Source organism: Plantactinospora sp. CNZ320 (genome assembly GCF_002846275.1).
In genome coordinates, this window is sequence record NZ_PJMP01000001.1 from 6043415 (window position 1) to 6066780 (window position 23366).

The following is a 23366-nucleotide window of genomic DNA, read 5'->3' on the forward strand; positions in this document are numbered from 1 at the left end:
GGCCGGTGCGTGGATGTCAGCCGGTCTCGCCGAGCCGGAACGACTTGACCATCTCGTCGAAGATCGGCTTGCTCTCCTCGAACCGCTCATCGGGGGTGGTCAGATAGAACGAGTAGGCCTTGCCGTCCTCGGTGATCGCCCGCCACACCCCGTGCCGCTTGCTCGAGCCCTCGCCGCAGGTGTACTCCAGCTCGGCCGCGGGCTTGCCGGCGACCTCGACCTCCTGGAGCGCCACCTGGGTGTAGGGCTTCTTGCAGGTGCTGCCGTTCTTCTTCAGCCCGCCCTCGGCGACCTTCATGAAGCCCATCGGCGTCTTGCCAGACTCCACCAGGATCCGGACCCGCCGGCCGCTGTCCTCCGGGTCGGTGTAGTCGGTGTAGACCCCGGCCCCGCTCTTCTTCCAGCCCTTCGGGACGTTCACCGAGACGCCCTTCGCGTTGTGCGGCTGGGTGGCGAAGGGCGCTGGTGCCGGGGCCTGGCTGGTCGGTTCGGCCTGCGGCGGCGGGTTCTTGGTCGGGTCGTCGCCACCGCCGCCGACCGAGAGCGCGACGATGCCGACCAGCAGCACCACGGCGACCCCGCCGGCCACGGCGAGCTGCATCTTCCGGGGCCAGCCCCGGACCGTCCGGACCACCGAGTCACCGGCCTGCCGGGCGCCGGCCAGGCCACGGCCCAGGCCGCCGCCCCGGGCCACGTGCACGGTGCCGCCCCGGCCACCGGACCCGGACATCGCCCCGGTCGGCGTGTCGAGCGGTCCGCCGCGCCGGCCGGCCGAGCCCGGCATCGCCCCGGTCGGGGTGTTCAGCGGGTTGGCGCCGCCTGACGGGGGCCGGTTGGAGGCGCCGATGTCGCGGGCGTTGCGCGCCAGCCGGTCGGTCGGGGACTCGCCCGGGGCGAGCATCGCCGAGCCGCCGATCTCGCCGTTGGCCGCCGGCCGGCTGGTGTGGCCGGGCTGGGCTCCGGCCGGCGCCGGTGACTGGGGGGCGCCGGCGGGCTGTTGCCACGGCGAGCGCTGGGTCGGCACCACCGCGTACGGGTCGGTGACCATGTGCCCGGCGGCGTTGCTGGCCAGCGGGCCGGCCAGCAGTTCGCGGAGCATGGTGCGGGAGGCGGTGACGTCGAGCCGGCGGGCCGGGTCCTTCTCCAGCAGCCCGAGCAGCACCCGGGTCAGCGCACCGGAGCGGACCGGCGGCGCGGGCGGGTCCTCCACCACCGCGTGCATGGTCTCGATCGGGTCGCCCTTGTCGAACGGCGGCCGCCCCTCGACGGCCGTGTAGAGGGTGACGCCGAGCGAGAAGAGGTCGCTGGGCGGGCCGAAGTCCTGCCCCATGGCCCGTTCCGGCGAGATGAAGTGCGGCGAGCCGAGCACCATGCCCGGGGTGGTGAGCTGGACGTCGGTCGGCATCCGGGCCACCCCGAAGTCGGTGAGCACGCAGCGACCGTCGGAGCAGATCAGCACGTTCGCCGGCTTGACGTCGCGGTGCAGTACCCCGATCGCGTGCGCCACCTCGAGCGCGCCGAGCAGGGCGATACCGATCTTGGCGACCGCGCGCGGCCCCAGCGGGCCGTCCTCGATCACCATGTCGGCCAGGCTGCGCGCGTCGAGCAGCTCCATCACGATCCACGGCCGCCCGCCCTCGGTGACCACGTCGTAGACCTGCACCACCGCCGGGTGTTGCAGGGCAGCCGCGGCCCGCGCCTCGCGGAGGGTGCGTTCGTACATCGCGTCGCGGTCGCTGGGGGCCAGCCCCGGCGGGAGTACGACCTCCTTCACCGCCACGTCGCGGCGCAGCAGGGTGTCGGCCGCGCGCCACACGGTGCCCATGCCGCCGTGGCCGACCGCCGCCCGCAACGAGTACCGACCGCCGATGGTGATGCCGGGTGCCGCACGTCCGTTGGTGGGATTGGCCGGTCCGCCACTCCACGTCGGGATCTGAGTCACAGAAAAGCCACCGAAGAGAATCGAGGGGGCACAGGACAGAACCCCCCTATATTGCGGGTTCCGACCGCAGAAGGGAAAGACAACCGCCGTAGTTCCCGATAACTCGACCGTACGTGTCTGTCGCCTCACGATGCGTTCGTGTTTGTCGACGCCGCGTGCCGCGCCGTTCACGGCTGCCCGGACGCCGACCCGAGCCGGCCCGGACGCCTGCGGTGTATCTCACAGCGATGCCGGTTCGGTCCAGCGGTGCCTGCTCAACGCCCCGGGCCTAGCATGCCGGTCATGAGTGATGGTCGGTCGAGTGAGTCGGGGTTCCCGATCAGGGCGGTCTACGGTGCCGCCGACGTACCGGCGGACCTGGCGGCCCGGCTCGGTGCGCCCGGTGAGTTCCCGTACGCCCGGGGCGTGTACCCGACGATGTACACCTCGCGTCCGTGGACCATGCGCCAGTACGCCGGCTTCGGCACCGCCGCCGAGTCCAACGCCCGCTACCACCAGCTCCTCGCCGCCGGCACGATGGGACTCTCGGTCGCCTTCGACCTGCCCACCCAGATGGGTTACGACTCCGACCACCCGATCGCGCAGGGTGAGGTCGGCAAGGTCGGCGTGGCGATCGACTCGGTCGAGGACATGCGCACCCTCTTCGGCGGCATCCCGCTGGACAAGGTCTCCACCTCGATGACCATCAACGCACCCGGCTCGGTGCTGCTGCTCCTCTACCAACTGGTGGCGGAGGAGTCCGGGGTGCCCGGCTCAGCGCTGAACGGGACGATCCAGAACGACATCCTGAAGGAGTACATCGCCCGGGGCACCTACATCTTCCCGCCCAAGCCGTCGCTGCGGCTGGTCGCCGACACCTTCGCGTACTGCCGGGCGGAGGTGCCGAGGTGGAACACCATCTCGATCTCCGGCTACCACATGGCGGAGGCCGGGGCGACCCCGGTGCAGGAGATCGCCTTCACCCTGGCCAACGGCCTGGAGTACGTCCGCGCGGCGCTCGCCGCCGGCCTCGCCGTTGACGATTTCGCGCCCCGGCTGTCGTTCTTCTTCGTGGCCCGGACCACCCTGCTGGAGGAGGTGGCGAAGTTCCGGGCCGCCCGGCGGATCTGGGCCAACCTGATGCGCGACGAGTTCGGTGCGCAGAACCCGAAGTCGCTGATGCTGCGCTTCCACACCCAGACCGCCGGGGTGCAGCTCACCGCCCAGCAGCCGGAGGTGAACCTGGTCCGGGTCGCCGTGCAGGGCCTCGCGGCGGTGCTCGGCGGCACCCAGTCGCTGCACACCAACAGCTTCGACGAGGCGATCGCGCTGCCGACCGAGAAGGCGGCCCGGCTGGCGCTGCGTACCCAGCAGGTGCTGGCGTACGAGACCGACCTGACCGCCACCGTCGACCCGTTCGCCGGCTCGTACGTGGTGGAGTCGATGACCGACGAGATCGAGGCCGGGGTACGGGAGCTGATGGCCCGGGTCGCCGAGTACGGCTCGGCGGTGGAGGCGATCGAGGTGGGCTTCCAGAAGCGCGAGATCGAGGCGTCGGCGTACCGGGTGGCGCAGGAGATCGAGTCCGGTGACCGGGTGGTGGTCGGGGTCAACCGGTTCACCGTCGACGAGGAGGAGCCGTACCAGCCGCTCCGGGTCGACCCGGCGATCGAGGCGGCCCAGCGGGACCGGCTGGCCCGGCTGCGGGCCGACCGGGACGCCACCGCCGTCGAGCGGGCCCTCGCCGACCTGCGCACGACAGCCTCGGGTACCGGGAACGTGCTCCACCCGATGAAGGAGGCGCTGCGGGCCCGGGCCACCGTGGGCGAGGTTTGCGACGTGCTGCGCGAGGTATGGGGGACGTACCGGCCCAGCGACCGGTTCTGACCGTCCGGTACCGCACCGGAAGTCTCCGGGCGGCTCCTCCGCCCCGCTGGGCAGGCGTACCTTCCGGGTGATTGGCGGCGGCCTGGAGTGCCGGCGTGGTTTTTCGGGTATGAGAGGTTCGCAGAATCGGTGGCGGCCGGGCCCGGCCGCAGATGACGGACAGCCAGTGCGGGGCCCGTTTGACGTCGAATGTCACCCTGGGGACCCCCGCCACCCCACCCGGTGGTGTTCCACCCCTGTCTGCCCGAGACCGTCGGACAACTCGACAAATCGGGCAGGTGGCGCTGCTGCCGAGCTAGATCGTGACCGGTGAAACCGTCACGCGTTGTAGGAGGTGTGGCACAGATGGCGGGGTCTGATGGCGGGATAGGTAGCCCTCCGTACGTTGCCGAGCGCTCCTACCAGGGCTTTCGTGACGCTGTGCTGTCTGATCACTACCAGAACGAGGTTGCGCAGCGTCACCGTCGGCGGTCTAGGCTGTCCGAGTCCCATCCCATCCACAGTGATCGAGAATTCGACGTGACGAGTGCGTTGCAACTGCCGACCGGCAGCCAGCCGGCGTCGTCGGAATCCGAGACGCCGCCCGGTGCCGAGCCCCTGCCCTTCGGGCTCGACCGGCTGCTCGACGTCCGGCTGCCCGACCTGATCGCGACCCGCCGGTTCCTGCACGCCCATCCGGAACTCTCTGGTCAGGAGTTCGACACCGCCGCGCTGATCGCCCGGGAACTGGCGCTGGCCGGCCTGGAGCCGCGCCTGCTGCCGAAGGGCAACGGGGTGATCTGCGACATCGACGGGCGGCCCTCCGGACCGGTGGTCGCCCTCCGGGCCGATCTTGACGCGCTGCCCCTGACCGACGTGAAGGACGTGCCGTACCGGTCCACCGTGGACGGTGTGTGTCACGCGTGCGGGCACGATGTGCACACCACTGTCGTACTCGGGGTGGGCCTGCTGCTGGCCCAGCTGGCCCGGCGGGGCGAGCTGGACGGGCGGGTCCGGCTGATCTTCCAACCCGCCGAGGAGATCCTGCCCTGCGGCTCGCTGGAGGTCATCGAGGCCGGCGGGCTGACCGACGTGACCCAGATCTTCGCCCTGCACTGCGACCCCAACCTGCCGGTCGGGCAGGTCGGCCTCCGGGTCGGCCCGATCACCGCGGCGGCGGACAACATCACCGTCCGGCTGGCCGGGCCTGGCGGGCACACCGCCCGGCCGCACCTGACCGTGGACCTGGTCGATGCGCTGGGCCGGCTGGTCACCGAGGTGCCGGCGCTGGTCAACCGCCGGGTGCCGGCGAACAGCGGGCTGCTGCTCGTCTTCGGCCAGGCCTCGGCGGGTACCCAGTACAACGTCATCCCGAACGAGGCGATGGCGGCCGGCACGCTCCGGGTACTCGACCGGGACACCTGGGACCAGGCGCCGAAGATCGTCGCACAGGTGGTCCGTGACGTGATCGCCCCGACCGGCGCCACCGTGGACGTCGAATACCTGCGCGGCCGCCCGCCGGTGGTCAACGACGCCGCGGCGATCCGGGTGCTGACCGCCGCCACGGCGGCCACCACCGGCCCGGCCGGAATCGCCGAGACCCCGCAGAGCATGGGCGGCGAGGACTTCTCCTGGTACCTGGAGCACGTACCGGGCGCGCTGGCCCGACTCGGCGTCGGGCGGGCGGCGGCAAACGTCGACCTGCACCGGGCGACCTTCGACGTGGACGAGCGGGCCATCGGGGTCGGCGTACGGCTGCTGGTGCAGACCGCGCTGAAGGCGCTGGCCGGCTGACCCGGAGTCGCCGGGCACCGCAGCGGCGGCACCCGGCGTACCCGGGTAGAGGGTTCACCCCGGCGGGCCGGAAGAGGGACTCAGTCCGGCGGTGCCGGCGCCTGGGCCGGGACCTGGACCTGGACCGGGGCCGGGGGTGCGACCCGGGGCGGGATCGGCGGACCCGGCCGGGAGCGCCGGTTGCGGAGCCGGCGGAACAGCCAGATCACCCCGAGCACCGGCAGGCCCAGCCCGATGGCCCAGGGCAGCAGCGCACCCAGCACGGTCAGCAGGACCCGCAGCGACAGCACGAACGCCTCCCAGCCGGCCTCCAGCCCGGCCAGGAACCCGGTCGCCGGCTCGTCCTCCTCGCGCACCTGCGCGTTCGGGCCGAGCAGCACGGCGGTGACAGTGGAGAGCGCGGTCAGGTCTGCCAGCCGGCGCTTCTTCGCCTCCAGCGAGGCGAGATCCGCCTCCCGCTTGGCCAGCTCGCCCTCCAGCATCACCAGCTCGGAGAGGGACTTCGCCTGGGCCAGCAGCCGCCGGCCGCTTTCCACCCTCGCCTTCTGGGTGGCGATCCGGGCGTCCAGGTCGAGGGTCTCCTCGGTGACGTCGTCGCTCTTCACCTCGCGGCGCAACTGGTCGCCGAGCCGGGCGATCTCGTCCAGTACAGCGCCGAACCGGTCCGCCGGAACCCGCAGTTGCAGGGTCGCCTCGGAACGGGAGGCGTCGCTGGTGCGGTTGTCACCGCCGACGAAGCCACCGGCCCCACTCGCGATGCCCACCGCCCGGGCGGCGGCCTCCTGCACGTCCTCCACCCGCACCGTGACCGAGCCGGTGTAGACGATCGCCCGCTGGCCCACCCCCAGATCGGTGTTCGGTTCCTTCGCCGGCTGGTCGGCCTCGCCGCCCCCGGTCAGCGGCACCTCGGCCGCGCCGGGCTCTGCCGCCTGCTCGGGGCCGGCCTGGGTGTCCGCCGCCGACGTGCCGGAGGCGTCGTTGCGGTCGGCGCCGCAGCCGGCCAGCGCCAGCCCGGCGGCGAGCGCCAGCGCACCCAACAGCCCGGCCAGGCGCCGACGCGCCGGCCCGGCTCCGGTCCCGCCAGCCCCGGTCCCGCCACGCCCAGCCCTGGTCCCGCCACGTCCGACAGCGGTCCCGCCGTGCCCGACAACGGTCCAGTTCCGTCTGATCCCACTCTGTCTGATCATGTCCCCTCCGTTCGTCCGTCCCCCGTAGAGGCGTTCCGTCAGACGCGGCGCGGAGTCACCACGGTTCCGGCAGACTGCGCTGGGGACATCACGATTCGGTGACCGAGGAGTCTCGATGCGACTGACCAGGTACCCGTCCAAACAGGACGCTGCGGTCGGCGGTGCCCACGACCGCCCGCTGCCGGCAACCGTCGGCGGCTGAACCCGAAAGCGTCAGGACCATGCCCAGCGTCCCTTCTGAACTGGTGGAACGGCTCTACGCCGCCCCGCCGGACGGCTTTGTCGCCGCCCGCTCCGAGGCGGTCGCCGCCGCCCGGGCCGCCGGAGACCCGGCCACCGCCCGGGAGATCGCCAAGCTGCGCAAGCCGACCGTGGCGGCCTGGCTGGTGAACCTGCTGGCCCTGCGCCGCCCCGAGCTGATGGCCGAACTCGTCGAACTCTCCGCCGCGCTGCGTGGCGCCCAGCGGGAGCTGCGCGGCGACCGGCTGCGGGAACTCTCCGCACAGCGGCGGGGCGTGGTGGGCGCGCTGGTCGGCCAGGCCCGGGCGCTCGCCGAGGAGGCGGATCCCCGGCTGGCCGCCGGGAAGCTCCCGCTGGCCGAGGTGGAGGCGACCCTGAACGCGGCGCTGGCCGACGTCGAGGTCGCCGAGCAGGCCCGCTCCGGCCGGCTGGTCCGGGCGACCAGCTACGCCGGCTTCGGCGAGGTACCCCGGCCGCAGTTGCGCCTGATCGTCGGCGGTCCGGACGTCGACGGTCCGGAAACCGACGAGCCGATCGGGGAAGCCGGCGACGAACTCGCCGAGGACACCGAGGACACCGGGGCGGGGCGGGCGGCAGCCCGAACCGGTACCGGGGGCGGGGCGCGGGGCCGGCGTACCGGAGGCGGGACGGCGGGACCGGAGGGTGCCGGTGCACGGCGGGGCACCTCGACCGCCGAGCGGGAGGCCGCCCGTGCCGCCCGTGCCGAGGAGTCCGCCCGGGCTGCCCGTCGCCGTACCCTGGACCGGGCGCTGGCCGAGGCGCGTACCCGGCAGGAGCGGGCCGAGGCGGAGTTGGCGGCGGCGGTGGCGGCCGAGCGGGACGCCGGGGCGGCGCTGGCCGCGATCGAGGCCGAACTGGCCGAGCTGGAACGGCGGCGGGCCGCCGCCGAACAGGAGTCCGGCCGGCGCAAACTGGCCCGCCGGGCCGCCGAGCGGGCGGCGGTCGCCGCCCGACGCCGGGCCGGCGAGGTGCAGGCGGCCGTCGAGGCGACGGCGGAGGACGGCGACGACACGCCCTGAACCCGACCCCACCGCCGCCGATTCCCGCTCGCATCGCCCCGGGTTCCGGCTCGCACCGCCTTCGGTTCCGGTTCGCGCCGCCGCCAATTCCGGCTCGCACTGCCGCCGGTTCGCCTCGCGCCGCCTCCGGTTGCGCCTCGCACCGTCGCCGGCCCCCCGGGGTGGATCGGTCGGGTCGGGCAGGTCAGGCGAGTCGGTTCGGCGCGGCTGGCGGCCGGGACTGCCCAAACGGCGGTCCGCGAGGCAGACTCAACCGGGTGACGCGGGCGGAACCCGGAACTCAGACCGGAAGGCAGTGTCCTTGACCCCCGAGCAGGCCGCCGGCGCGGCCAGGCCGACCGTGCTGAAGCTGGGCAGCGCGTTCATCGAGTGCCCCCGCACGTTGCGCCGGGCGCGCCAGATGGGCATCTCCGGCTGGGCGTTCCTGGTCACCGGACGCGGCGCGGTCCTCGGTGACGTACGCACCGAGACGGTGGCCGCCGCGATCGGCATCCTCTCGCCGGAGGCGGTCGCCGACGGCTGGGAGACCGCCGCCCGGGTGGCCAGCCCGAGCGCCGTGGCGGAGGTCAGCCGGGCGGAATGCTGCCGCTGGGGAATCGACTACCTGGCCAGCTTCCCGCCGATCGCCCGGCTCATCGAGCTGGTCGAGCCGGTCGTGATGGCCGCGGACGCCACCGGGATGCCGCTCTTCGCGGCCTGGCGGGGCATGCCGGTGCCGGCGGACGCCGCCCCTGCCGCGCGGGCCGCGGTGCTGCTGCACCTGCTCTTCGAGTACTACTCCGGAGCCAGCCTGATGGCGGTACGCGCGGCCGGGATGACGGCGATGGAGATCATCCTCGCCGGCCCGGAGGGTGAGTCCGGTGCGGTGGCGTACGGCTGGTCGCCGCCGTACCCGCCGGTCGGGCCGCTGGTCCGGCGCCGGCTCTGGGCCGAGTCCGTGGCCGACCGGATCGTGGCACAGGCATACGGGGTGCTCGACCCGGCAGAACGGGCGGAACTGGTCAACCTGCTCGGCGTCGCGCTGGCCGGGGTCCGGATGTCACCGCCCAACCTGGACTGACCGCCGCCGGCACCCCCGACACAGCGCCGTGGCCCGCCCAACTGCGGCGGGACCACGGTGCCGTCGAGCGTGGCGTCGGGCGATCACGACCAGCGGAACAGCCTCGCGGCCAGGCCGGCGAAGAGCGCGATGGAGCCGGCCAGCACCGCCAGGTGCAGCGGCTGCGGCCAGTCACCGCTCCAGGTGTCCTGGAGTGCCTGGGAGGCGGCGCCGAGCGGGGTGAAGTCGGCGATCCGGCGTACCGCCTCGGGCATCAGCGGGCCCGGGGTCCAGACCCCGGCCGCGAAGAGCATCGGGTAGTAGACCAGGCTGCCGATTCCCACCGCGGCCCGGCTGGTCGGGGTGAAGGCGGCCACCAGCAGGGCCAGCGCCACCATCGAGGCCGAACCGAGCACGAAGGCGGCGAGCATTCCGGGTACGTTCGGTCGGGCCTCGATCCCGAAGGCGAGTCGACCGGCGAGCAGCGCCAGCGCCGAGCCGACCAGCAGCGCGGCCACGTTCACCGTCAACTGCGCCACAAGCAGCCGGACCGGCGAGACCGGGGTGGTGGAGAGCCGGCGCAGGATGCCCTTCTCCCGGTTGCTGGCGAGCGTGCCCAGCAGGTTGACCAGGGCGACGGTGCCGATCGCCAGGGCCAGGGTGATCGGCAGGTACACCTCGATCGGCTTTCGGCCGCCGACGTCCGCGCTCGGTTCGTTGAAGCCCGGCATGGCACTGCCCAGGATCAGCAGCAGCGCGGCGGGGAAGATCACCGCGAAGAAGGAGCCGAGCGGGTCCCGGACGAAGAGTTTCGCCTCGGTGACGATCAGTCTGCCGGTGCTCCGACCGGCGGTACGGCGTCGATGTGCCGGGCCGGCGGTCCCGGACGGAACGGTCTCGGGCAGGGCGGCGGCGTTCATCAGAATTCCTCGATCCTTCGGGGTTGTGGCGTCGGGCCGGGTCAGTTCAGGCTGCTGGCGGTCGGGCCGGTCAGGGCGAGGATGGCGTCCTCCAGGGTGGGGCGCGTGACGCCGGGCACCTCGGCCCGGGCCACCAGCTCGGCCGGGGTGTCGATCGCGACCACCTCACCGGCCCGGATCACGGCCAGCCGGTCGCAGAGCCGCTCGGCCTCGTCCATGAAGTGGGTGACCAGGACGACTGTGACGCCCCGGTCCCGCACCTGCCGGACGAGTTGCCAGGTGTCCCGGCGGGCCTGCGGGTCCAGCCCGGTGGTCAACTCGTCGAGTACCGCGACCCGGGGGTTGCCGACCAGCGCGAGCGCGACCGAGAGCCGCTGCTTCTGCCCGCCGGAGAGCTTGCTGAAGAACGTGTTCCGCTTGGCGGTCAGCCCCAGATCGTCCATCAGCGCCCGCCAGTCCGCCGGTTCCGGATAGAACGAGCTGTACAGGTCGAGTGCCTCCCAGACCTTCAACCGGTCCGGCAGGTGGCTCTCCTGGAGCTGGATGCCGACCTGGCGGCGCAGCTCGGCGTGGTCCCGGACCGGATCGAGCCCGAAGACCCGGATCGTTCCACCGTCGGCCCGGCGCAGCCCGGTCAGGCACTCGACGGTGGTGGTCTTGCCGGAGCCGTTGGGACCGACGATCCCGAATATCTCCCCGGCCCGTACCTCGAACGAGACGTCGCGGACCGCGACCTGGTCGCCGTACCGTTTCTGCAGGTTGCTGACCTCGATGGCTGTCATGACAGGAACGCTATGAACTCGCCGGCTCCGTCGTAATGCGTCCACCTGCCCGGCCGGGGTGCAGGTAGCTACACCCCGGCCCGGCGCCTGAGCGCAGTCCGTCGCAGAGAGCCGGCGGCCAGACTGGAGGCATGTCCCGCCGGTACGCTCTCGCGTTCGTCCGTAACCTCGCCCAGACCGGGCTGGGCCTGCTCGGCCTGCTGATGTCCGTACTGCTGGTGGTGGCGGCCACCCTGGTCGTGCCGTACCTGCCGATGGCCAGGGCCGCGAAGCGGCTGACGGATCTGGGTCGACGGCTCGCCGGACGCTGGGCAGGCGTCCCGGTGCCGGCCGAGCACCGGCCGGGACCGCCGGTGCCGCAGCGCCGGGCCGACGGCTGGTACGTCTACGAGAACGAGCTGTACCGCTCGCCCCGGCTCCCGGCGTACCTGATGGAACTCACCTGGCGTGGCGAGGACCCGGCGCTGATGCGCGAGTGGATCTGGCTGCACCTCACGCCCTTCACCGGCGGCCTGGCGACACTGGTCCCGCCGGTGCTGGCCGGTGCCGGGATCGGGCTCGGCGCGCTCGGGCTGACCGGCGGCGCGGCCCCGGTCGTCGGCTCCCCGCCGTTGGCGCTGGCGGTCGGGCTGGCACTGGTCGTGCTCGGCTTCGCGGTCGCGCCGCTGACGCTGCGGCTGCACGCCAGGTGGAGCCGGCTGCTGCTCCAGCCGTCGGAGCAGTCCTGGTGGCGCCGGTCCAGGCCGGCCCGGTGGTTGAGTCGGTGCTCGACCGCGACCTGGCGCGGTGCCGGGCTGGCCGGCCTCGGCTTCGCGGCGTTCGGCGGCTTCCTGCTGAACATGCTGACCCTGCTGGTCACCTGGGGTGGGCTCTCGCCGCAGGTGTCGAAGCTGACCCGGCCGCTGGTGAACCGCTACCGCCGCTACGCCGACACCTGGGCCGGTACGACGATTCCGGAGCCGTACCGGCCGTATCCGGCGCCGCCCCGGCGGGACGAGGACGGCCGGTACCGGGTCGGCCGGACCCTCTACGACGACCGGGCGGCAGCGGTGCGGGCCCAGGCGTACGGGTGGACCCTCGGCGACCCGGCGTTCTGGCGGGACCAGCTCTGGATGGCCACCAACCCGCTGCTCGGGATGCTCGGGCTGATCCCGGCCGCCCTGGTCTCGCTGGGGCTCTACGGGCTGGTCACGCAGCCACTGTGGTGGATCCCGTGGGGAGTCCCGGTGGGGCTGTTCAGCGGCGAGTGGGTGACCCCCTGGTACATCTGGTACGGCGTCACCTACCTCGTGCCGGACCTCGCCGGAATCCCCGGCTGGACCAGTGCGCTGTTCGGCCTGGTGATCGCCGCCCTCGGCGCGCTGCTCGCCCCGCCCCTGTTCCGGCTGCGCCTCTGGTACGACCGCCTGCTGCTCGCACCCACCCGGTCGGCCGAACTCGCGCTGCGGGTGCAGCAACTGACCGAGACCCGGGCCGACGCCGTCGACACCCAGGCGGCGGAGTTGCGCCGGATCGAACGGGACCTGCACGACGGGGCGCAGGCCCGGCTGATCGCGGTCGGGCTCAACCTGGCCGGGGTGGAGCGGCTGATCGAGGAGGATCCGTCGGCCGCGCAGGCGATGGTGGCCCAGGCCCGGCAGGCCTCGGCGACCGCGTTGACCGAGCTGCGTGACCTGGTCCGGGGCATCCATCCGCCGGTACTCGCCGAGCGGGGCCTGCCGGACGCGCTCCGGGCGGTGGCACTGGACAGCCCGGTGCCGGTACGGGTCACCGGGGAACTGCCCGGCCGGCTCGACGCGCCGGTGGAGTCGGCGGCGTACTTCTGCGCACTGGAGGCGCTGGCCAACGCCAGCCGGCACGGCGGGGCGAAGACCGTGGAGATCGAGATCACGCACACCGGTACGGTGCTGCGGGTCACGGTCGCCGACGACGGGCGGGGCGGCGCCGATCCGGCCCGGGGTACCGGGCTGCGCGGCGTACGGCGGCGACTCGGCGCCTTCGACGGGGTACTCACCGTGCAGAGCCCGGTCGGCGGCCCGACGCTGGTGACCGTGGAGATCCCCTGTCCGCCACCGGAGTAGCGGGGGAGCGGGCCGGACCTTGTGGTGTTCCGGCTCGCGCCCGGACGGCGTGGACGGCCGACCCGGTCAGGCCGAGGCGGTGCCGGTGGGTCGGGAGCGCAGTTCGGCCACGTAGTCGTCGGGGGCGCCGGCCTTCTCGGCGGCGTTGGCGATCTCCGACAGGTACCACGCGGTGGGCAGCCCGCCCTCGTAGCCGGCGAAGACGTAGACCCAGGCGGTGATCTCGCCGTCCAGGGTGACCACCCGGACGTGCAGCTTCCGGTACGTGCCGGACGCCACTCCCTCCACCTCGTCGAGCTGGGCGGCGTCCCAGGAGTGCACGTCGTAGAGTGCGACGAAGACCCGATCGCCGGGCGACTCGACGATGGTGGTGACCGCACCCTCCCAGCCGATCACCCCCTCGCCGGCGAAGGTGAGCCGCCAGCCTTCCAGCCAGCCGGTGCCCACCATCGGTGAGTGCGGGCAGTAGGCCCGCATCCGGGCGGGATCGAGGTTTGAGCCGTACGCGGCGTAATGACGCACGGCGATGACGATAGCCCGGTGGAGGGGTAGGGGAGAATACGACCGTGCGTGTCGGACGGGTTCGGAACAAGATTGTCACTGGAAGCAGCTACGGAGGGCGAGCACTGTGAGCCGGATTGTGATCATCGGCGGAGGCCCGGCCGGCTACGAGGCGGCGCTGGTCGCCGCCCAGTTGGACGCCGACGTGACGGTGGTCGAGAGCGACGGCGCGGGCGGGGCCTGTGTGCTGCACGACTGCGTACCGTCGAAGACCTTCATCGCCAGTTCCGATGTGGTGACCGGATATCGGGACACCGAGGAGTTCGGGGTCGACTCGGGCGGGCTGGACGCGATCACCGTCGACGCGCCGACCGTGCACGGCCGGGTGAAGCGGCTCGCGCTCGCCCAGTCCGCCGACATCCAGGCAAAATTGATCAAGGCGGGCGTGACATTCGTCTCCGGCCGGGCCCGGCTCGGCGAGGACACGCTCGGTCACACCCACCGGGTACTCGTCACCCCGTCCGAGGGTGACTCCACGTACTCGATGGACGCCTCGACCGTGCTGATCGCCACCGGCGCCAACCCGAGGGTGCTGCCCAGCGCGGTACCGGACGGCGAGCGGATCCTCACCTGGCGCCAGGTGTACGACCTGCCCGAGCTGCCGGAGCGGCTGATCGTGATCGGCTCCGGCGTCACCGGCGCGGAGTTCGCCAGCGCCTACCTGGCGATGGGGGTGCAGGTGACCCTGGTCTCCAGCCGCGACCGGGTGATGCCGCACGAGGACCCCGACGCCGCGATGGCGATCGAGCAGGTCTTCCGGTCCCGGGGGATGCAGATCCTCAACAACAGCCGGGCGAACGCGGTCCGCCGGACAGGCGACGGGGTCGAGGTGGAACTCGCCGACGGCCGGCTGGTGCACGGCTCGCACGCGCTGATGGCGGTCGGCTCGGTTCCCAACACCGCAGACCTCGGCCTGACCGAGTACGGCGTGACTGTGGCGCCCGGCGGCTACGTCAGCACCGACCGGGTGTCCCGGACCAACGTGCCGGGCGTCTACGCCGCGGGTGACTGCACCGGGGTGCTGCCGCTGGCCAGCGTCGCCGCGATGCAGGGCCGGATCGCCATGTGGCACGCGCTCGGTGAGGCCGTCTCGCCGCTGCGGCTGCGTACCGTCGCCGCGAACGTCTTCACCGATCCCGAACTGGCCACCGTCGGGGTGTCGCAGAACGAGGTGGACTCGGGACGGATTCCGGCCCGCCAGGTGATGCTGCCGCTGGCCGGAAACGCCCGGGCCAAGATGGCCGACGTGCGGGACGGTTTCGTCAAGCTCTTCTGCCGGCCGGCCACCGGGCAGGTGATCGGCGGGGTGGTGGTGGCGCCGAAAGCCAGCGAGCTGATCCTGCCGATCACGATCGCGGTGGAGAACAATCTCACGGTCGACCAGTTGGCGATGACCTTCACCATCTATCCGTCACTGTCCGGATCCATCACCGAGGCGGGCCGGCAGTTGATGCTGCACGAGCTGGACTGACGGGCGGCTCCGGCGGGGTGGTACGGATAGCCTTCCGGGGCGGTGCTGACGCGGCCGGCGGCGTACCGTTGTCGGCGCGCGAACCGCGTCCCGTCGGGTCCCCCGTTCCCGGTGGTCGAAGCGGTTCGCCACCGGGCCGCCGACGGGTCCCGCGTCGGCGGCCCGGCTGGAAGCGCATAGGACAGCGGTTGCCCGCAACGCGACCATCCAGCGACGGCGGCCGTTCGACGGCGGTTTCCGTTCAACGGGTGGGCGTTCGGCGGCGGGCGCCGAGGAGCCCGGAAATGGGCTGCGGGGGTGCGGCCGGCCGGAGTACGGTGGCCGCCATGCGCAGCGCGATGAGCGAGACGACGACGCCGGGAGACCCCGGCGTGCCGCGCTGACGCATACCAACTCGTCGACCGGCCCCGGGGCGATCCGCCCCGGGGCTTCGTCGTGCTCATCAGATCGGCGCCGTTCCCGGCCGCAGTCGCCGCCGGGTCCGCACCGATCAGGGAGAGAAGATGCACGACCACCGCAGGCTCGGCCGCGAGCTGGAGCTGTTCCACGCCGATCCGCTCGCCGGGGCCGGGCTGCCGATCTGGCTGCCGGCCGGCGCCGCAGCCCGGCACAGCGTCGAGGAGTACGTCCGTGAGCTGGAGCGCCGGGCTGGCTACCAGCACGTCTACTCGCCCCCGCTGGGCAAACGCCAACTGTTCGAGCTCTCCGGGCATCTCGGCTACTTCGCCGACGACATGTTCCCGGTGCTGCGGCTCTCCGCCGACGACGAGTTCGTACTCCGGCCGGCGCTCTGCCCGCACCACGCCCTGGTCTACCGGGCCCGTGGCCGGTCCTACCGGGAACTGCCGCTGCGCATCGCCGAAATCGGCGGGATGTACCGGTCGGAGCGATCCGGGGTGCTCGGTGGACTCAGCCGGGTACGCGCCATCTCGCTGAACGACGCGCACAACTTCTGCGCGCTCGAACAGGTCGGCGACGAGGTCGCCGAGGTGCTGGAGCTGATCCGGGTGGCACACGCCGCGCTCGGGGTACGCCCGGCGGGGTACCGGCTGTCGCTGCGCGGACCGGGCGAGAAGTACGTCGGCGACGACGCGCAGTGGCAGTACGCCGAGGAACTGCTCCGGGCTGCGCTGGTCGGCCTGCCGTTCGTCGAGGCACCGGGGGAGGCGGCGTTCTACGGGCCGAAGATCGACATCCAGGTCCGGGACGCGGCCGGCCGGGAGTCGACCCTCTCCACCATCCAGCTCGACTTCGACAAGCCGGACCGGTTCGACCTTTCCTACACCGATCGCCAGGGACGGCGGGCGCGGCCGGTGATGGTGCACCGGAGCCTGGTCGGCAGCATGGAACGACTTTTCGCGTACCTGATCGAGGTGCACGCCGGAGCCTTTCCTGCCTGGTACGCCCCGGTCCAGGTGCACGTCCTCCCGGTGGGGGAGGAGCAGGTGGCGGCGGCCGAGGCGTTCCGCCGGGACTGCGTACTCGCCGGGCTGCGGGCCGAGCTGGTCGTCGACGGGTCACTCGGTGCCCGGGTCCGGGAGGCTGCCCAGCGGCGGGTCCCGTACGCGGCCGTGCTCGGCGCCCGGGAGGTGGCGGCCGGGCAGGTGGCGCTGCGGCTGCGGGACGGCCGGTCGGTGGAGCCGATGTCGGCAGCTGACGCGCTGCGACTGGTCACCGGCGTCGTGACCGGGCACGCGCCCGAACTCCTGCCCTGATGGGAAGGGCCCCCGCTTATACAGAATGCGATAACAGGGGGCCCTTCCTTACCTGCAACGCGGCTCACGCTGGGAGGAGGACGACCAGGAGGGCGGCGCCGACGTAGAGCACCTGCGTGGCCGTACGGATGCCGAGCGGGGTGACCGGGCGGCCGGCGAGGGTCAGCCTGTGGCGGGCGGCGTAGACGTTGGCGGGGAACATCGCGACCATCAGCAGCGCCAGCCCGGCCGCGGTCGGGCGGGCGGTGGCCGGGACGAGCAGCCCGACCGCTCCGGCCAGCTCCAGCACGCCGGTCACGGTGACCAGCAGGTCGGGGCGGGGCAGGGCCGGCGGCACCATCGCGATGAGATCGCGGCGGCGACTCGCCGCGAAGTGTGCGTAGCCGGTGAGCAGGAACATCAGGGCGAGCCCGACCCTGAGGGCGGGCTGCCAGCCGTCGAGCGCGTCGATGCCGAGGAGCCCGGCGAGTCGGGCGACGAGCGAGCCGGCGATGAGGGCGATCAGCGGCGCCATGGCGGTTGTCCATTCCACTGGAGGGGAAACTTGTCACTATCAAGATTCGCTTGCGGCGGGGATCTTGTCAATAGCAAGATATGCTGATGCGTATGACCGAGGAGGATGCCGCGGGACGGCCGTACCATCACGGAAACCTGCGACGGGCGCTGCTCGCCGCCGCCGCGACCGCGATCGAGGAGTCCGGGCCGGCCGGGCTCAGCCTGCGCGACCTGGCCCGCCGAGCCGGCGTCTCGCACGCCGCACCCGCGCACCATTTCGGCGACAAGGCCGGGCTGCTCACCGCGTTCGCCACCGAGGGCTACGAGATGCTGGCCGACACGCTGGCCCGGATCGCGGGAAAGTTCGACGGTAGCCTGCTCGAACTCGGCGTCGGCTACGTCATGTTCGCGGTGCGTCACCGGGCCTACTTCGAGGTGATGTTCCGGCCGGAACTCTTCCACCGCGACGACGCAGGGCTCGCCGCCGCCCAACAGCGGGCCCAGGCAGCACTCCAGGCCGGTGTGGCCGGGCTGCCCGCGGCGGCGGTCGGCCCGACGGCCGCGCAGTCCGAGCTGGCCGCCTGGTCGATCGCGCACGGCTTCGCCACCCTGTGGCTCGGCGGGGCGCTCCAGACCGACCAACTCGGCGACGACCCGGAGCCGGCCGCCAGGCTCGTGCTCAGTCGACTGTTCGCGACACCCGACTGAGCCACCGAGGCTTCCCCACGTCACCAGTTGGTGGGCAGCGGCATCCCCTCGGTGTAACCGGCGGCGCTCTGCACCCCGACCACGGCGTTGGCGTGGAACTCGGCGAGATCTGCCGCACCGGCGTACGTGCACGCGCTGCGTACCCCGGCGACGATCTCGTCGATCAGGTCCTCGACGCCCGGCCGGTTCGGGTCGAGGTACATCCGCGCACTGGAGATGCCCTCCTCGAAGACCGCCTTCCGGGCCTGGTCGTACGCGCTGTCCTCGGCGGTACGCGCGCTGACCGCCCGCGCCGAGGCCATGCCGAAGCTCTCCTTGTAGCGCCGGCCGTCGGCATCGGTGTAGAGGTCACCGGGTGACTCGTAGGTGCCGGCGAACCAGGTACCGATCATCACGTTCGACGCCCCGGCGGCCAGGGCCAGGGCGACGTCCCGTGGGTGGCGTACCCCGCCGTCCGCCCAGACGTGTCGACCCAGTTCGCGGGCTGCGGCGGCGCAGTCGAGTACAGCGGAGAACTGTGGCCGGCCCACCCCGGTCATCATCCGGGTGGTGCACATCGCCCCCGGCCCCACGCCGACCTTGACGATGTCCGCCCCCGCCTCGACCAGGTCCCGTACCCCGTCCGCAGTCACCACGTTGCCGGCGGCCACCGGTACCGGCGGATCGAGGCTGCGTACCGCGCGCAGTGCCCGGAGCATCCGCTCCTGGTGACCGTGCGCGGTGTCCACCACAAGGGTGTCGACCCCGGCCTCGAAGAGCGCGGCGGCCCTGCCGGCGACGTCGCCGTTGATGCCGATCGCGGCGGCGATGCGCAGCCGGCCCTTGCCGTCCAGCGCCGGCCGGTACAGCGTGGCCCGCAGCGCCCCCTGTCGGGTCAGTACCCCGACCAGCCGGCCCTCCACGTCGACCACCGGAGCGAGCCGGCGCCGCCCCCGGGACAGCCTGTCGAACCCGGTCCGGGGATCTGCCTCGGCCGGCACGGTGTGCAGTTCGGTGGACATCACATGGCGCAACTGCGTGAACCGGTCCACCCCGACCGTGTCGGCCTCGGTCACCACCCCGATCGGGCGGCCGTCCGGGTCGACCACGACCACCGCGCCGTGCGACCGTTTCGGCAGCAGGTGGATGGCGTCTCCGACGGTGTCGGTCGGGCCGAGCGCGATCGGCGTGTCGTGCACCAGATGCCGCTGCTTGATCCAGCCGATCACCTCGGTGACCACCTCGAGCGGGATGTCCTGCGGCAGTACCGTCAGGGCGCCGCGCCGGGCTGCCGTCTCGGCCATCCGCCGGCCCGCCACCGCCGTCATGTTGGAGACCACGATCGGGATCGTGGTGCCGGTCCCGTCGCTGCTGGAGAGGTCGACGTCGAGCCGGGACTCCACGGCCGACCGGACCGGGGCGAGGAAGACGTCGTTGTAGGTCAGGTCCTGGCTGGGCTTTCCGCCGGTGATGAACCGCACCTGGTCATCATGCCGGAGGACGCTCCGCCCGGCCCGGCAGTCCCGCTGGTCCCGTGACCGGTCTCTCCACCCGCTCGCCCATGTGGTTGCCGGCTGGGAAGACGAGGCGCCAGGTCGCTGGAGGCGTCGGGCGGATCAGCGGATGAGGCAGATGGCGGCACCGGCGGTGAGGACAGCGCCGACCTCGGCGGTCAGTTCGCTCACCACGCCTGACTTGTGCGCGTGCAGCGGCTGCTCCATCTTCATCGCCTCCATCACGACGACCAGGTCACCCTCGGCAACCGTGTCCCCCTCGGCAACCGCGATCTTGACGATCGTGCCCTGCATGGGTGAGGTGAGCGCGTCTCCACCGGCCCCGGCCCCGCCCGCCGTACCGGATCGGCCGGTGCGCCGGGCCGATCGCCGGGCACCGGAAGCGGAGGCACCGGCAGCAGAGGTGCCGGACGCGGCCGGGCCGGCGGCTGTCGCCGTACCCGTGGCATAGCCGGCGGGGAGGCTGACCTCCAGCCGCTTGCCGGCCACCTCGACCACGACGGTCTCCCTGGCACCGGCCGGATCGTCGAGCGGTACGGTCCCGGTGAACGCCGGCACCGTGTTGTCGAACTCGGTCTCGATCCACCTGGTGTGCACGGAGAACGGCTCGGAGGTGAACGCCGGGTCCCGGACGACCAGCCGGTGGAACGGCAGCGCGGTGGCCATCCCGTCCACCACCATCTCGTCGAGAGCCCGGCGGGCCCGCTCCAGTGCCTCGGTACGGGTCTCCCCGGTGACGATCACCTTGGCGAGCAGCGAGTCGAAGTTTCCGCCGATCACGTCGCCAGCGGCGATGCCGGTGTCCACCCGTACGCCGGGTCCGGTCGGCAGCCGCAGCGCGGTCACCGTGCCCGGCGCCGGCAGGAAGTTCCGGCCCGGGTCCTCGCCGTTGATCCGGAACTCGATCGAGTGGCCGCGCGGTGCCGGATCGGCGTCGAACCGCAGCCGCTCGCCGGACGCGATCCGGAACTGCTCCCGGACTAGGTCGATGCCGGCGGTCTCCTCGGTCACCGGATGCTCGACCTGGAGCCGCGTGTTCACCTCCAGGAAGGAGATGGTGCCGTCCGCGCCGACCAGATATTCGACGGTGCCGGCGCCGTGATAGTCGGCCTCCCGGCAGATCGCCTTCGCGCTGGCGTGGATCTGCGCCCGCTGCTCGTCGGTCAGGAACGGCGCCGGCGCCTCCTCGACGAGCTTCTGGTGCCGGCGCTGCAACGAGCAGTCCCGGGTGCCGACCACGATGACATTGCCATGCTGGTCGGCGAGGACCTGTGCCTCGACGTGCCGGGGACGGTCCAGGTAGCGCTCGACGAAGCACTCGCCCCGACCGAAGGCTGCCAGCGCCTCCCGGGTCGCCGACTCGAAGAGAGCCGGAATCTCCGCCATCGTCCGGGCCACCTTGAGACCCCGGCCACCGCCGCCGAACGCCGCCTTGATCGCCACCGGCAGGCCGTGCTCGGCGGCGAAGGCGAGTACCTCGTCGGGACCGCTCACCGGCTCGGAGGTGCCGGGCACCAGCGGAGCGCCGGCCCGCTGCGCGAGGTGCCGGGCGGTGACCTTGTCGCCGAGGTCGCGGATCGCCTGCGGCGTCGGGCCGATCCAGGTCAGGCCGGCGTCGATCACCGCCGCCGCGAAGTCGGCGTTCTCGGAGAGAAACCCGTAACCCGGGTGTACGGCGTCAGCGCCCGACCGGGCGGCCACGTCGAGCAGTTTGTCGATCCGCAGATACGTCTCGGTCGCGGTCTCGCCACCCAGCGCGTACGCCTCGTCGGCGAGGGTGGCGTGCAGCGCGTCCCGGTCGGAGTCGGCGTAGACGGCGACGCTGGCCAGTCCGGCGTCCCGGCAGGCGCGGACGACCCGGACCGCGATCTCGCCCCGGTTGGCGATCAGTACCTTGCGCACGCGGCTGCTCCTCCTCGAATCGCTCCCACCGTCGCCGGTCGCCGGGGGTGGCTGCCAGGGACGTTGCCAGGGACATTGTCAACGACTCTGATCACCCTGCCGATGGCTGGGGAGGTGACCAATGCCACCCCGACCTGGCCCCGCCCCACGCTGGCCACCCTCGACCCGGCCCTGGGCTAGCGGCGGTCGGGCAGTTGACGGTCGGCGGCTGCGGTGCGACCCGGCCGGCGGGCCGGCGAGTACGCGCTCGCCGGGAGCGTACGGGGGTGCGCCAGCGGGTGGCGTTGGTGGTTAGTCAATTTTGCTTATTACGCTTCTGGTGTGTCAGCTACCCGAATGATGATTCTCGGCCTGGTCCGGTGGATGCAACCGGTACACGGCTATGACGTACGTCGCGAACTGCTGAGCTGGAACGCGGACAAGTGGGCGAACGTCCAGCCCGGCTCGATCTACCACGCGCTGCGCAAGCTGACCGAGGAGGGACTGTTACGGGAGGTGGCCACCGAGCAGGTCGGCGCCCGTCCGGCCCGGGTCACGTACGAGATCACCCCGAAGGGCGAGGACGAGTTCCAGGGACTGCTCAGAGGCAACTGGTGGAACCTCGGTGAGGTTGTCGACCCGTTCTTCGCGGCCTTCTCCTTCCTGCCGGCGCTGCCCCGGGACGAGGCGTCGGCGGCGCTGCGTAACCGGGCCCGGCTGCTGCGGGCGGTGAACGAAAGTCTCCGTGCCGCGATGGAGTCCGGCTGGATGAAGGAGGGCAAGCCGGTCCACGTCTCCTGGATGTGGCAGCTCTCCATCGCCCGCGCGGAGGGGGAGATCAGTTGGTGTGAGCGGATCGCCGACCTGATCGACGCCGGGGTGCCGTACCTGCCGGAGGACTACCCGGAGAACGTCGAATGGGCCCAGTACGCCCCGTTGGCAGCCGAGGCGGCGGCCTGGACCGGCGGGCGTACGCCCCGGCCCGAGCAGCCAGCGTCCGAGCCGACACCGGAGGCGACGTCGGAGCCAGCGTCCGAGCCGACGCCGGAGTCGGAGCCGCCGGATGCGTCGACACGTAATAATCAACGTTGACTAGATGAGCTATATCGCGTTAGCCTCCCGGAAGCGTTGCGGTGGGCGCCTTCTGGCGTGCCCCGGGGGATGGGCCGGTGGGATGCCGGTCCGGCTGACCAGGAGCAGGCATGATCGAGACCAAGGGGTTGCGGAAGTCGTTCCGCTCCCGACAGGGCAGAGAGAAGAAGTCGGTCGACGCGGTCCGCGGTGTCGACCTCGTGGTGGCCGAGGGGGAGATCTTCGGCTTTCTCGGCCCGAACGGTGCGGGTAAGACGACCACGCTGCGGATGCTCGCCACGCTGATCGAGCCGGACGGCGGCGAGGCCAACGTCGCCGGTGCCGATCTGCGGAGCAACCCCGGTGAGGTGCGGCGACGGATCGGCTACGTGGCCCAGGGCGGCAGCACCTGGGACGAGTCGACCGCACGCGAGGAGCTGGTACTGCACGCCCGGATGTACGGGCTGAGCAAGGCCGAGGCACAGCGGCGGGCGGTACGTGCCCTGGAGGCGTTCCAGCTCACCGAGTACGCCGACCGCAAGTGCAAGACGTACTCCGGAGGTCAGCGTCGCCGGGTCGACATCGCGCTCGGCATCATCCACGAACCGAAGATCGTCTTCCTGGACGAGCCGACGACCGGCCTCGATCCGCAGAGCCGCGCCCACATGTGGGACGAGATCCGTCGGCTGCGCGCCGAGGGGATGACCGTCTTCATCACCACCCACTACCTGGACGAGGCGGACGCGCTCTGTGACCGGATCGCCATCATGGACCACGGCGAGGTGGTCGCCGAGGGGACACCGGCGGAACTGAAGCGGGAGATCTCCGGCGACGTGGTGCTGGTCACCATCGAAGGCTCGACCCAGGACGCCGGCAAGGCGCTGGAGACCGAGCCGTACGTCACCAGCCTGGAAACCTCCGACGACGGCACGCTGCGGCTCTACGTCAACGACGGGACCCGGGACATGCCGCAGATCCTCCGCGCCCTCGACGCCGCCGGCATCGCGCTCAGCTCGATCGAGCTGCACCGGCCCAGCCTCGACGACGTGTTCCTCACCAAGACCGGCCGCTCGCTGCGCGAGTCCTGACCGTCCACCACGC

17 protein-coding genes and 1 pseudogene are annotated in these 23366 nt (G+C 72.3%); 10 read left to right on the forward strand and 8 right to left on the reverse strand.

Annotated elements, in window-relative coordinates; genetic code table 11:
* Window positions 1-16: 16 nt before the first annotated feature.
* Entirely contained in the window at window positions 17-1942 is a 1926-nt protein-coding gene (locus CLT71_RS27145) for a protein kinase domain-containing protein (RefSeq protein WP_101369607.1), read from the reverse strand.
* A gap of 282 nt (window positions 1943-2224) precedes the next feature.
* Here CLT71_RS27145 and CLT71_RS27150 point away from each other — a divergent pair, with 282 nt between their 5' ends.
* On the forward strand, window positions 2225-3808 hold the full coding sequence (locus tag CLT71_RS27150) for a methylmalonyl-CoA mutase family protein (protein ID WP_101371821.1): 1584 nt from the start codon (window positions 2225-2227) through the stop codon (window positions 3806-3808).
* A 519-nt stretch (window positions 3809-4327) separates the two neighbouring features.
* Window positions 4328-5581 (forward strand): amidohydrolase, encoded by a 1254-nt coding sequence (locus CLT71_RS27155; protein WP_101369608.1) that lies wholly within the window; start codon window positions 4328-4330, stop codon window positions 5579-5581.
* Window positions 5582-5661: 80 nt separating this feature from the next.
* Here the strand turns inward: CLT71_RS27155 and CLT71_RS27160 are convergent, their stop codons facing one another.
* Complete coding sequence (locus CLT71_RS27160; RefSeq protein WP_101369609.1) at window positions 5662-6768, reverse strand: DUF4349 domain-containing protein; 1107 nt, start codon at window positions 6766-6768, stop codon at window positions 5662-5664.
* Window positions 6769-6989: 221 nt separating this feature from the next.
* Here CLT71_RS27160 and CLT71_RS27165 point away from each other — a divergent pair, with 221 nt between their 5' ends.
* Both CLT71_RS27165 and CLT71_RS27170 read left to right on the forward strand, forming a co-directional pair.
* The gene (locus CLT71_RS27165; protein ID WP_101369610.1) at window positions 6990-8048 is read left to right on the forward strand and encodes a hypothetical protein; all 1059 of its coding nucleotides are present in this window, start codon (window positions 6990-6992) and stop codon (window positions 8046-8048) included.
* A 301-nt stretch (window positions 8049-8349) separates the two neighbouring features.
* A complete protein-coding gene (locus CLT71_RS27170) occupies window positions 8350-9108 on the forward strand; it encodes an SCO6745 family protein (RefSeq protein ID WP_101371822.1) in 759 nt (252 codons plus the stop codon).
* Between the two features lie 83 nt (window positions 9109-9191).
* Here the strand turns inward: CLT71_RS27170 and CLT71_RS27175 are convergent, their stop codons facing one another.
* Both CLT71_RS27175 and CLT71_RS27180 read right to left on the reverse strand, forming a co-directional pair.
* Window positions 9192-10007, reverse strand: a complete 816-nt coding sequence (locus CLT71_RS27175) for an ABC transporter permease (RefSeq protein WP_101369611.1) — start codon at window positions 10005-10007, stop codon at window positions 9192-9194.
* A 77-nt stretch (window positions 10008-10084) separates the two neighbouring features.
* Window positions 10085-10789, reverse strand: a pseudogene (locus CLT71_RS27180) (ABC transporter ATP-binding protein); the annotation flags it as partial.
* A 131-nt stretch (window positions 10790-10920) separates the two neighbouring features.
* Here CLT71_RS27180 and CLT71_RS27185 point away from each other — a divergent pair.
* The gene (locus CLT71_RS27185) at window positions 10921-12870 is read left to right on the forward strand and encodes a sensor histidine kinase (protein WP_101369613.1); all 1950 of its coding nucleotides are present in this window, start codon (window positions 10921-10923) and stop codon (window positions 12868-12870) included.
* Between the two features lie 66 nt (window positions 12871-12936).
* On the opposite strand, the gene CLT71_RS27190 is transcribed toward CLT71_RS27185, so the two are convergent.
* Window positions 12937-13392 (reverse strand): gamma-glutamylcyclotransferase, encoded by a 456-nt coding sequence (locus CLT71_RS27190; RefSeq protein ID WP_101369614.1) that lies wholly within the window; start codon window positions 13390-13392, stop codon window positions 12937-12939.
* Window positions 13393-13498: 106 nt separating this feature from the next.
* On the opposite strand from CLT71_RS27190, the gene CLT71_RS27195 reads away from it, so the two are divergent.
* A complete protein-coding gene (locus CLT71_RS27195; RefSeq protein WP_101369615.1) occupies window positions 13499-14902 on the forward strand; it encodes an NAD(P)H-quinone dehydrogenase in 1404 nt (467 codons plus the stop codon).
* A 503-nt stretch (window positions 14903-15405) separates the two neighbouring features.
* Window positions 15406-16617 (forward strand): threonine--tRNA ligase, encoded by a 1212-nt coding sequence (gene thrS / locus CLT71_RS27200; protein WP_101369616.1) that lies wholly within the window; start codon window positions 15406-15408, stop codon window positions 16615-16617.
* 64 nt (window positions 16618-16681) lie between these two features.
* On the opposite strand, the gene CLT71_RS27205 is transcribed toward thrS, so the two are convergent.
* Complete coding sequence (locus CLT71_RS27205; RefSeq protein ID WP_101369617.1) at window positions 16682-17131, reverse strand: DoxX family protein; 450 nt, start codon at window positions 17129-17131, stop codon at window positions 16682-16684.
* Window positions 17132-17223: 92 nt separating this feature from the next.
* On the opposite strand from CLT71_RS27205, the gene CLT71_RS27210 reads away from it, so the two are divergent.
* Complete coding sequence (locus tag CLT71_RS27210) at window positions 17224-17820, forward strand: TetR/AcrR family transcriptional regulator (protein WP_101369618.1); 597 nt, start codon at window positions 17224-17226, stop codon at window positions 17818-17820.
* A gap of 20 nt (window positions 17821-17840) precedes the next feature.
* Here the strand turns inward: CLT71_RS27210 and CLT71_RS27215 are convergent, their stop codons facing one another.
* Window positions 17841-19280, reverse strand: a complete 1440-nt coding sequence (locus CLT71_RS27215; RefSeq protein WP_101369619.1) for a GuaB1 family IMP dehydrogenase-related protein — start codon at window positions 19278-19280, stop codon at window positions 17841-17843.
* Window positions 19281-19415: 135 nt separating this feature from the next.
* The gene (locus CLT71_RS27220; protein WP_101369620.1) at window positions 19416-21215 is read right to left on the reverse strand and encodes an ATP-binding protein; all 1800 of its coding nucleotides are present in this window, start codon (window positions 21213-21215) and stop codon (window positions 19416-19418) included.
* Between the two features lie 321 nt (window positions 21216-21536).
* Here CLT71_RS27220 and CLT71_RS27225 point away from each other — a divergent pair, with 321 nt between their 5' ends.
* Together CLT71_RS27225 and CLT71_RS27230 are read left to right on the forward strand one after the other, a co-directional pair.
* Entirely contained in the window at window positions 21537-22286 is a 750-nt protein-coding gene (locus CLT71_RS27225; protein WP_486483472.1) for a helix-turn-helix transcriptional regulator, read from the forward strand.
* Window positions 22287-22396: 110 nt separating this feature from the next.
* Complete coding sequence (locus CLT71_RS27230) at window positions 22397-23353, forward strand: ATP-binding cassette domain-containing protein (RefSeq protein WP_101369622.1); 957 nt, start codon at window positions 22397-22399, stop codon at window positions 23351-23353.
* The last annotated feature ends 13 nt before the right edge of the window (window positions 23354-23366 follow it).

Bases quoted from the DNA above. Each gene is read 5' to 3' on its own strand.
- CLT71_RS27150 (WP_101371821.1), top strand. From the start codon at position 2,225: ATGAGTGATGGTCGGTCGAGTGAGTCGGGGTTCCCGATCAGGGCGGTC.
- CLT71_RS27160 (WP_101369609.1), bottom strand. From the start codon at position 6,768: ATGATCAGACAGAGTGGGATCAGACGGAACTGGACCGTTGTCGGGCAC.
- CLT71_RS27165 (WP_101369610.1), top strand. From the start codon at position 6,990: ATGCCCAGCGTCCCTTCTGAACTGGTGGAACGGCTCTACGCCGCCCCG.
- CLT71_RS27175 (WP_101369611.1), bottom strand. From the start codon at position 10,007: ATGAACGCCGCCGCCCTGCCCGAGACCGTTCCGTCCGGGACCGCCGGC.
- CLT71_RS27185 (WP_101369613.1), top strand. From the start codon at position 10,921: ATGTCCCGCCGGTACGCTCTCGCGTTCGTCCGTAACCTCGCCCAGACC.
- thrS (WP_101369616.1), top strand. From the start codon at position 15,406: ATGCACGACCACCGCAGGCTCGGCCGCGAGCTGGAGCTGTTCCACGCC.
- CLT71_RS27205 (WP_101369617.1), bottom strand. From the start codon at position 17,131: ATGGCGCCGCTGATCGCCCTCATCGCCGGCTCGCTCGTCGCCCGACTC.
- CLT71_RS27210 (WP_101369618.1), top strand. From the start codon at position 17,224: ATGACCGAGGAGGATGCCGCGGGACGGCCGTACCATCACGGAAACCTG.
- CLT71_RS27230 (WP_101369622.1), top strand. From the start codon at position 22,397: ATGATCGAGACCAAGGGGTTGCGGAAGTCGTTCCGCTCCCGACAGGGC.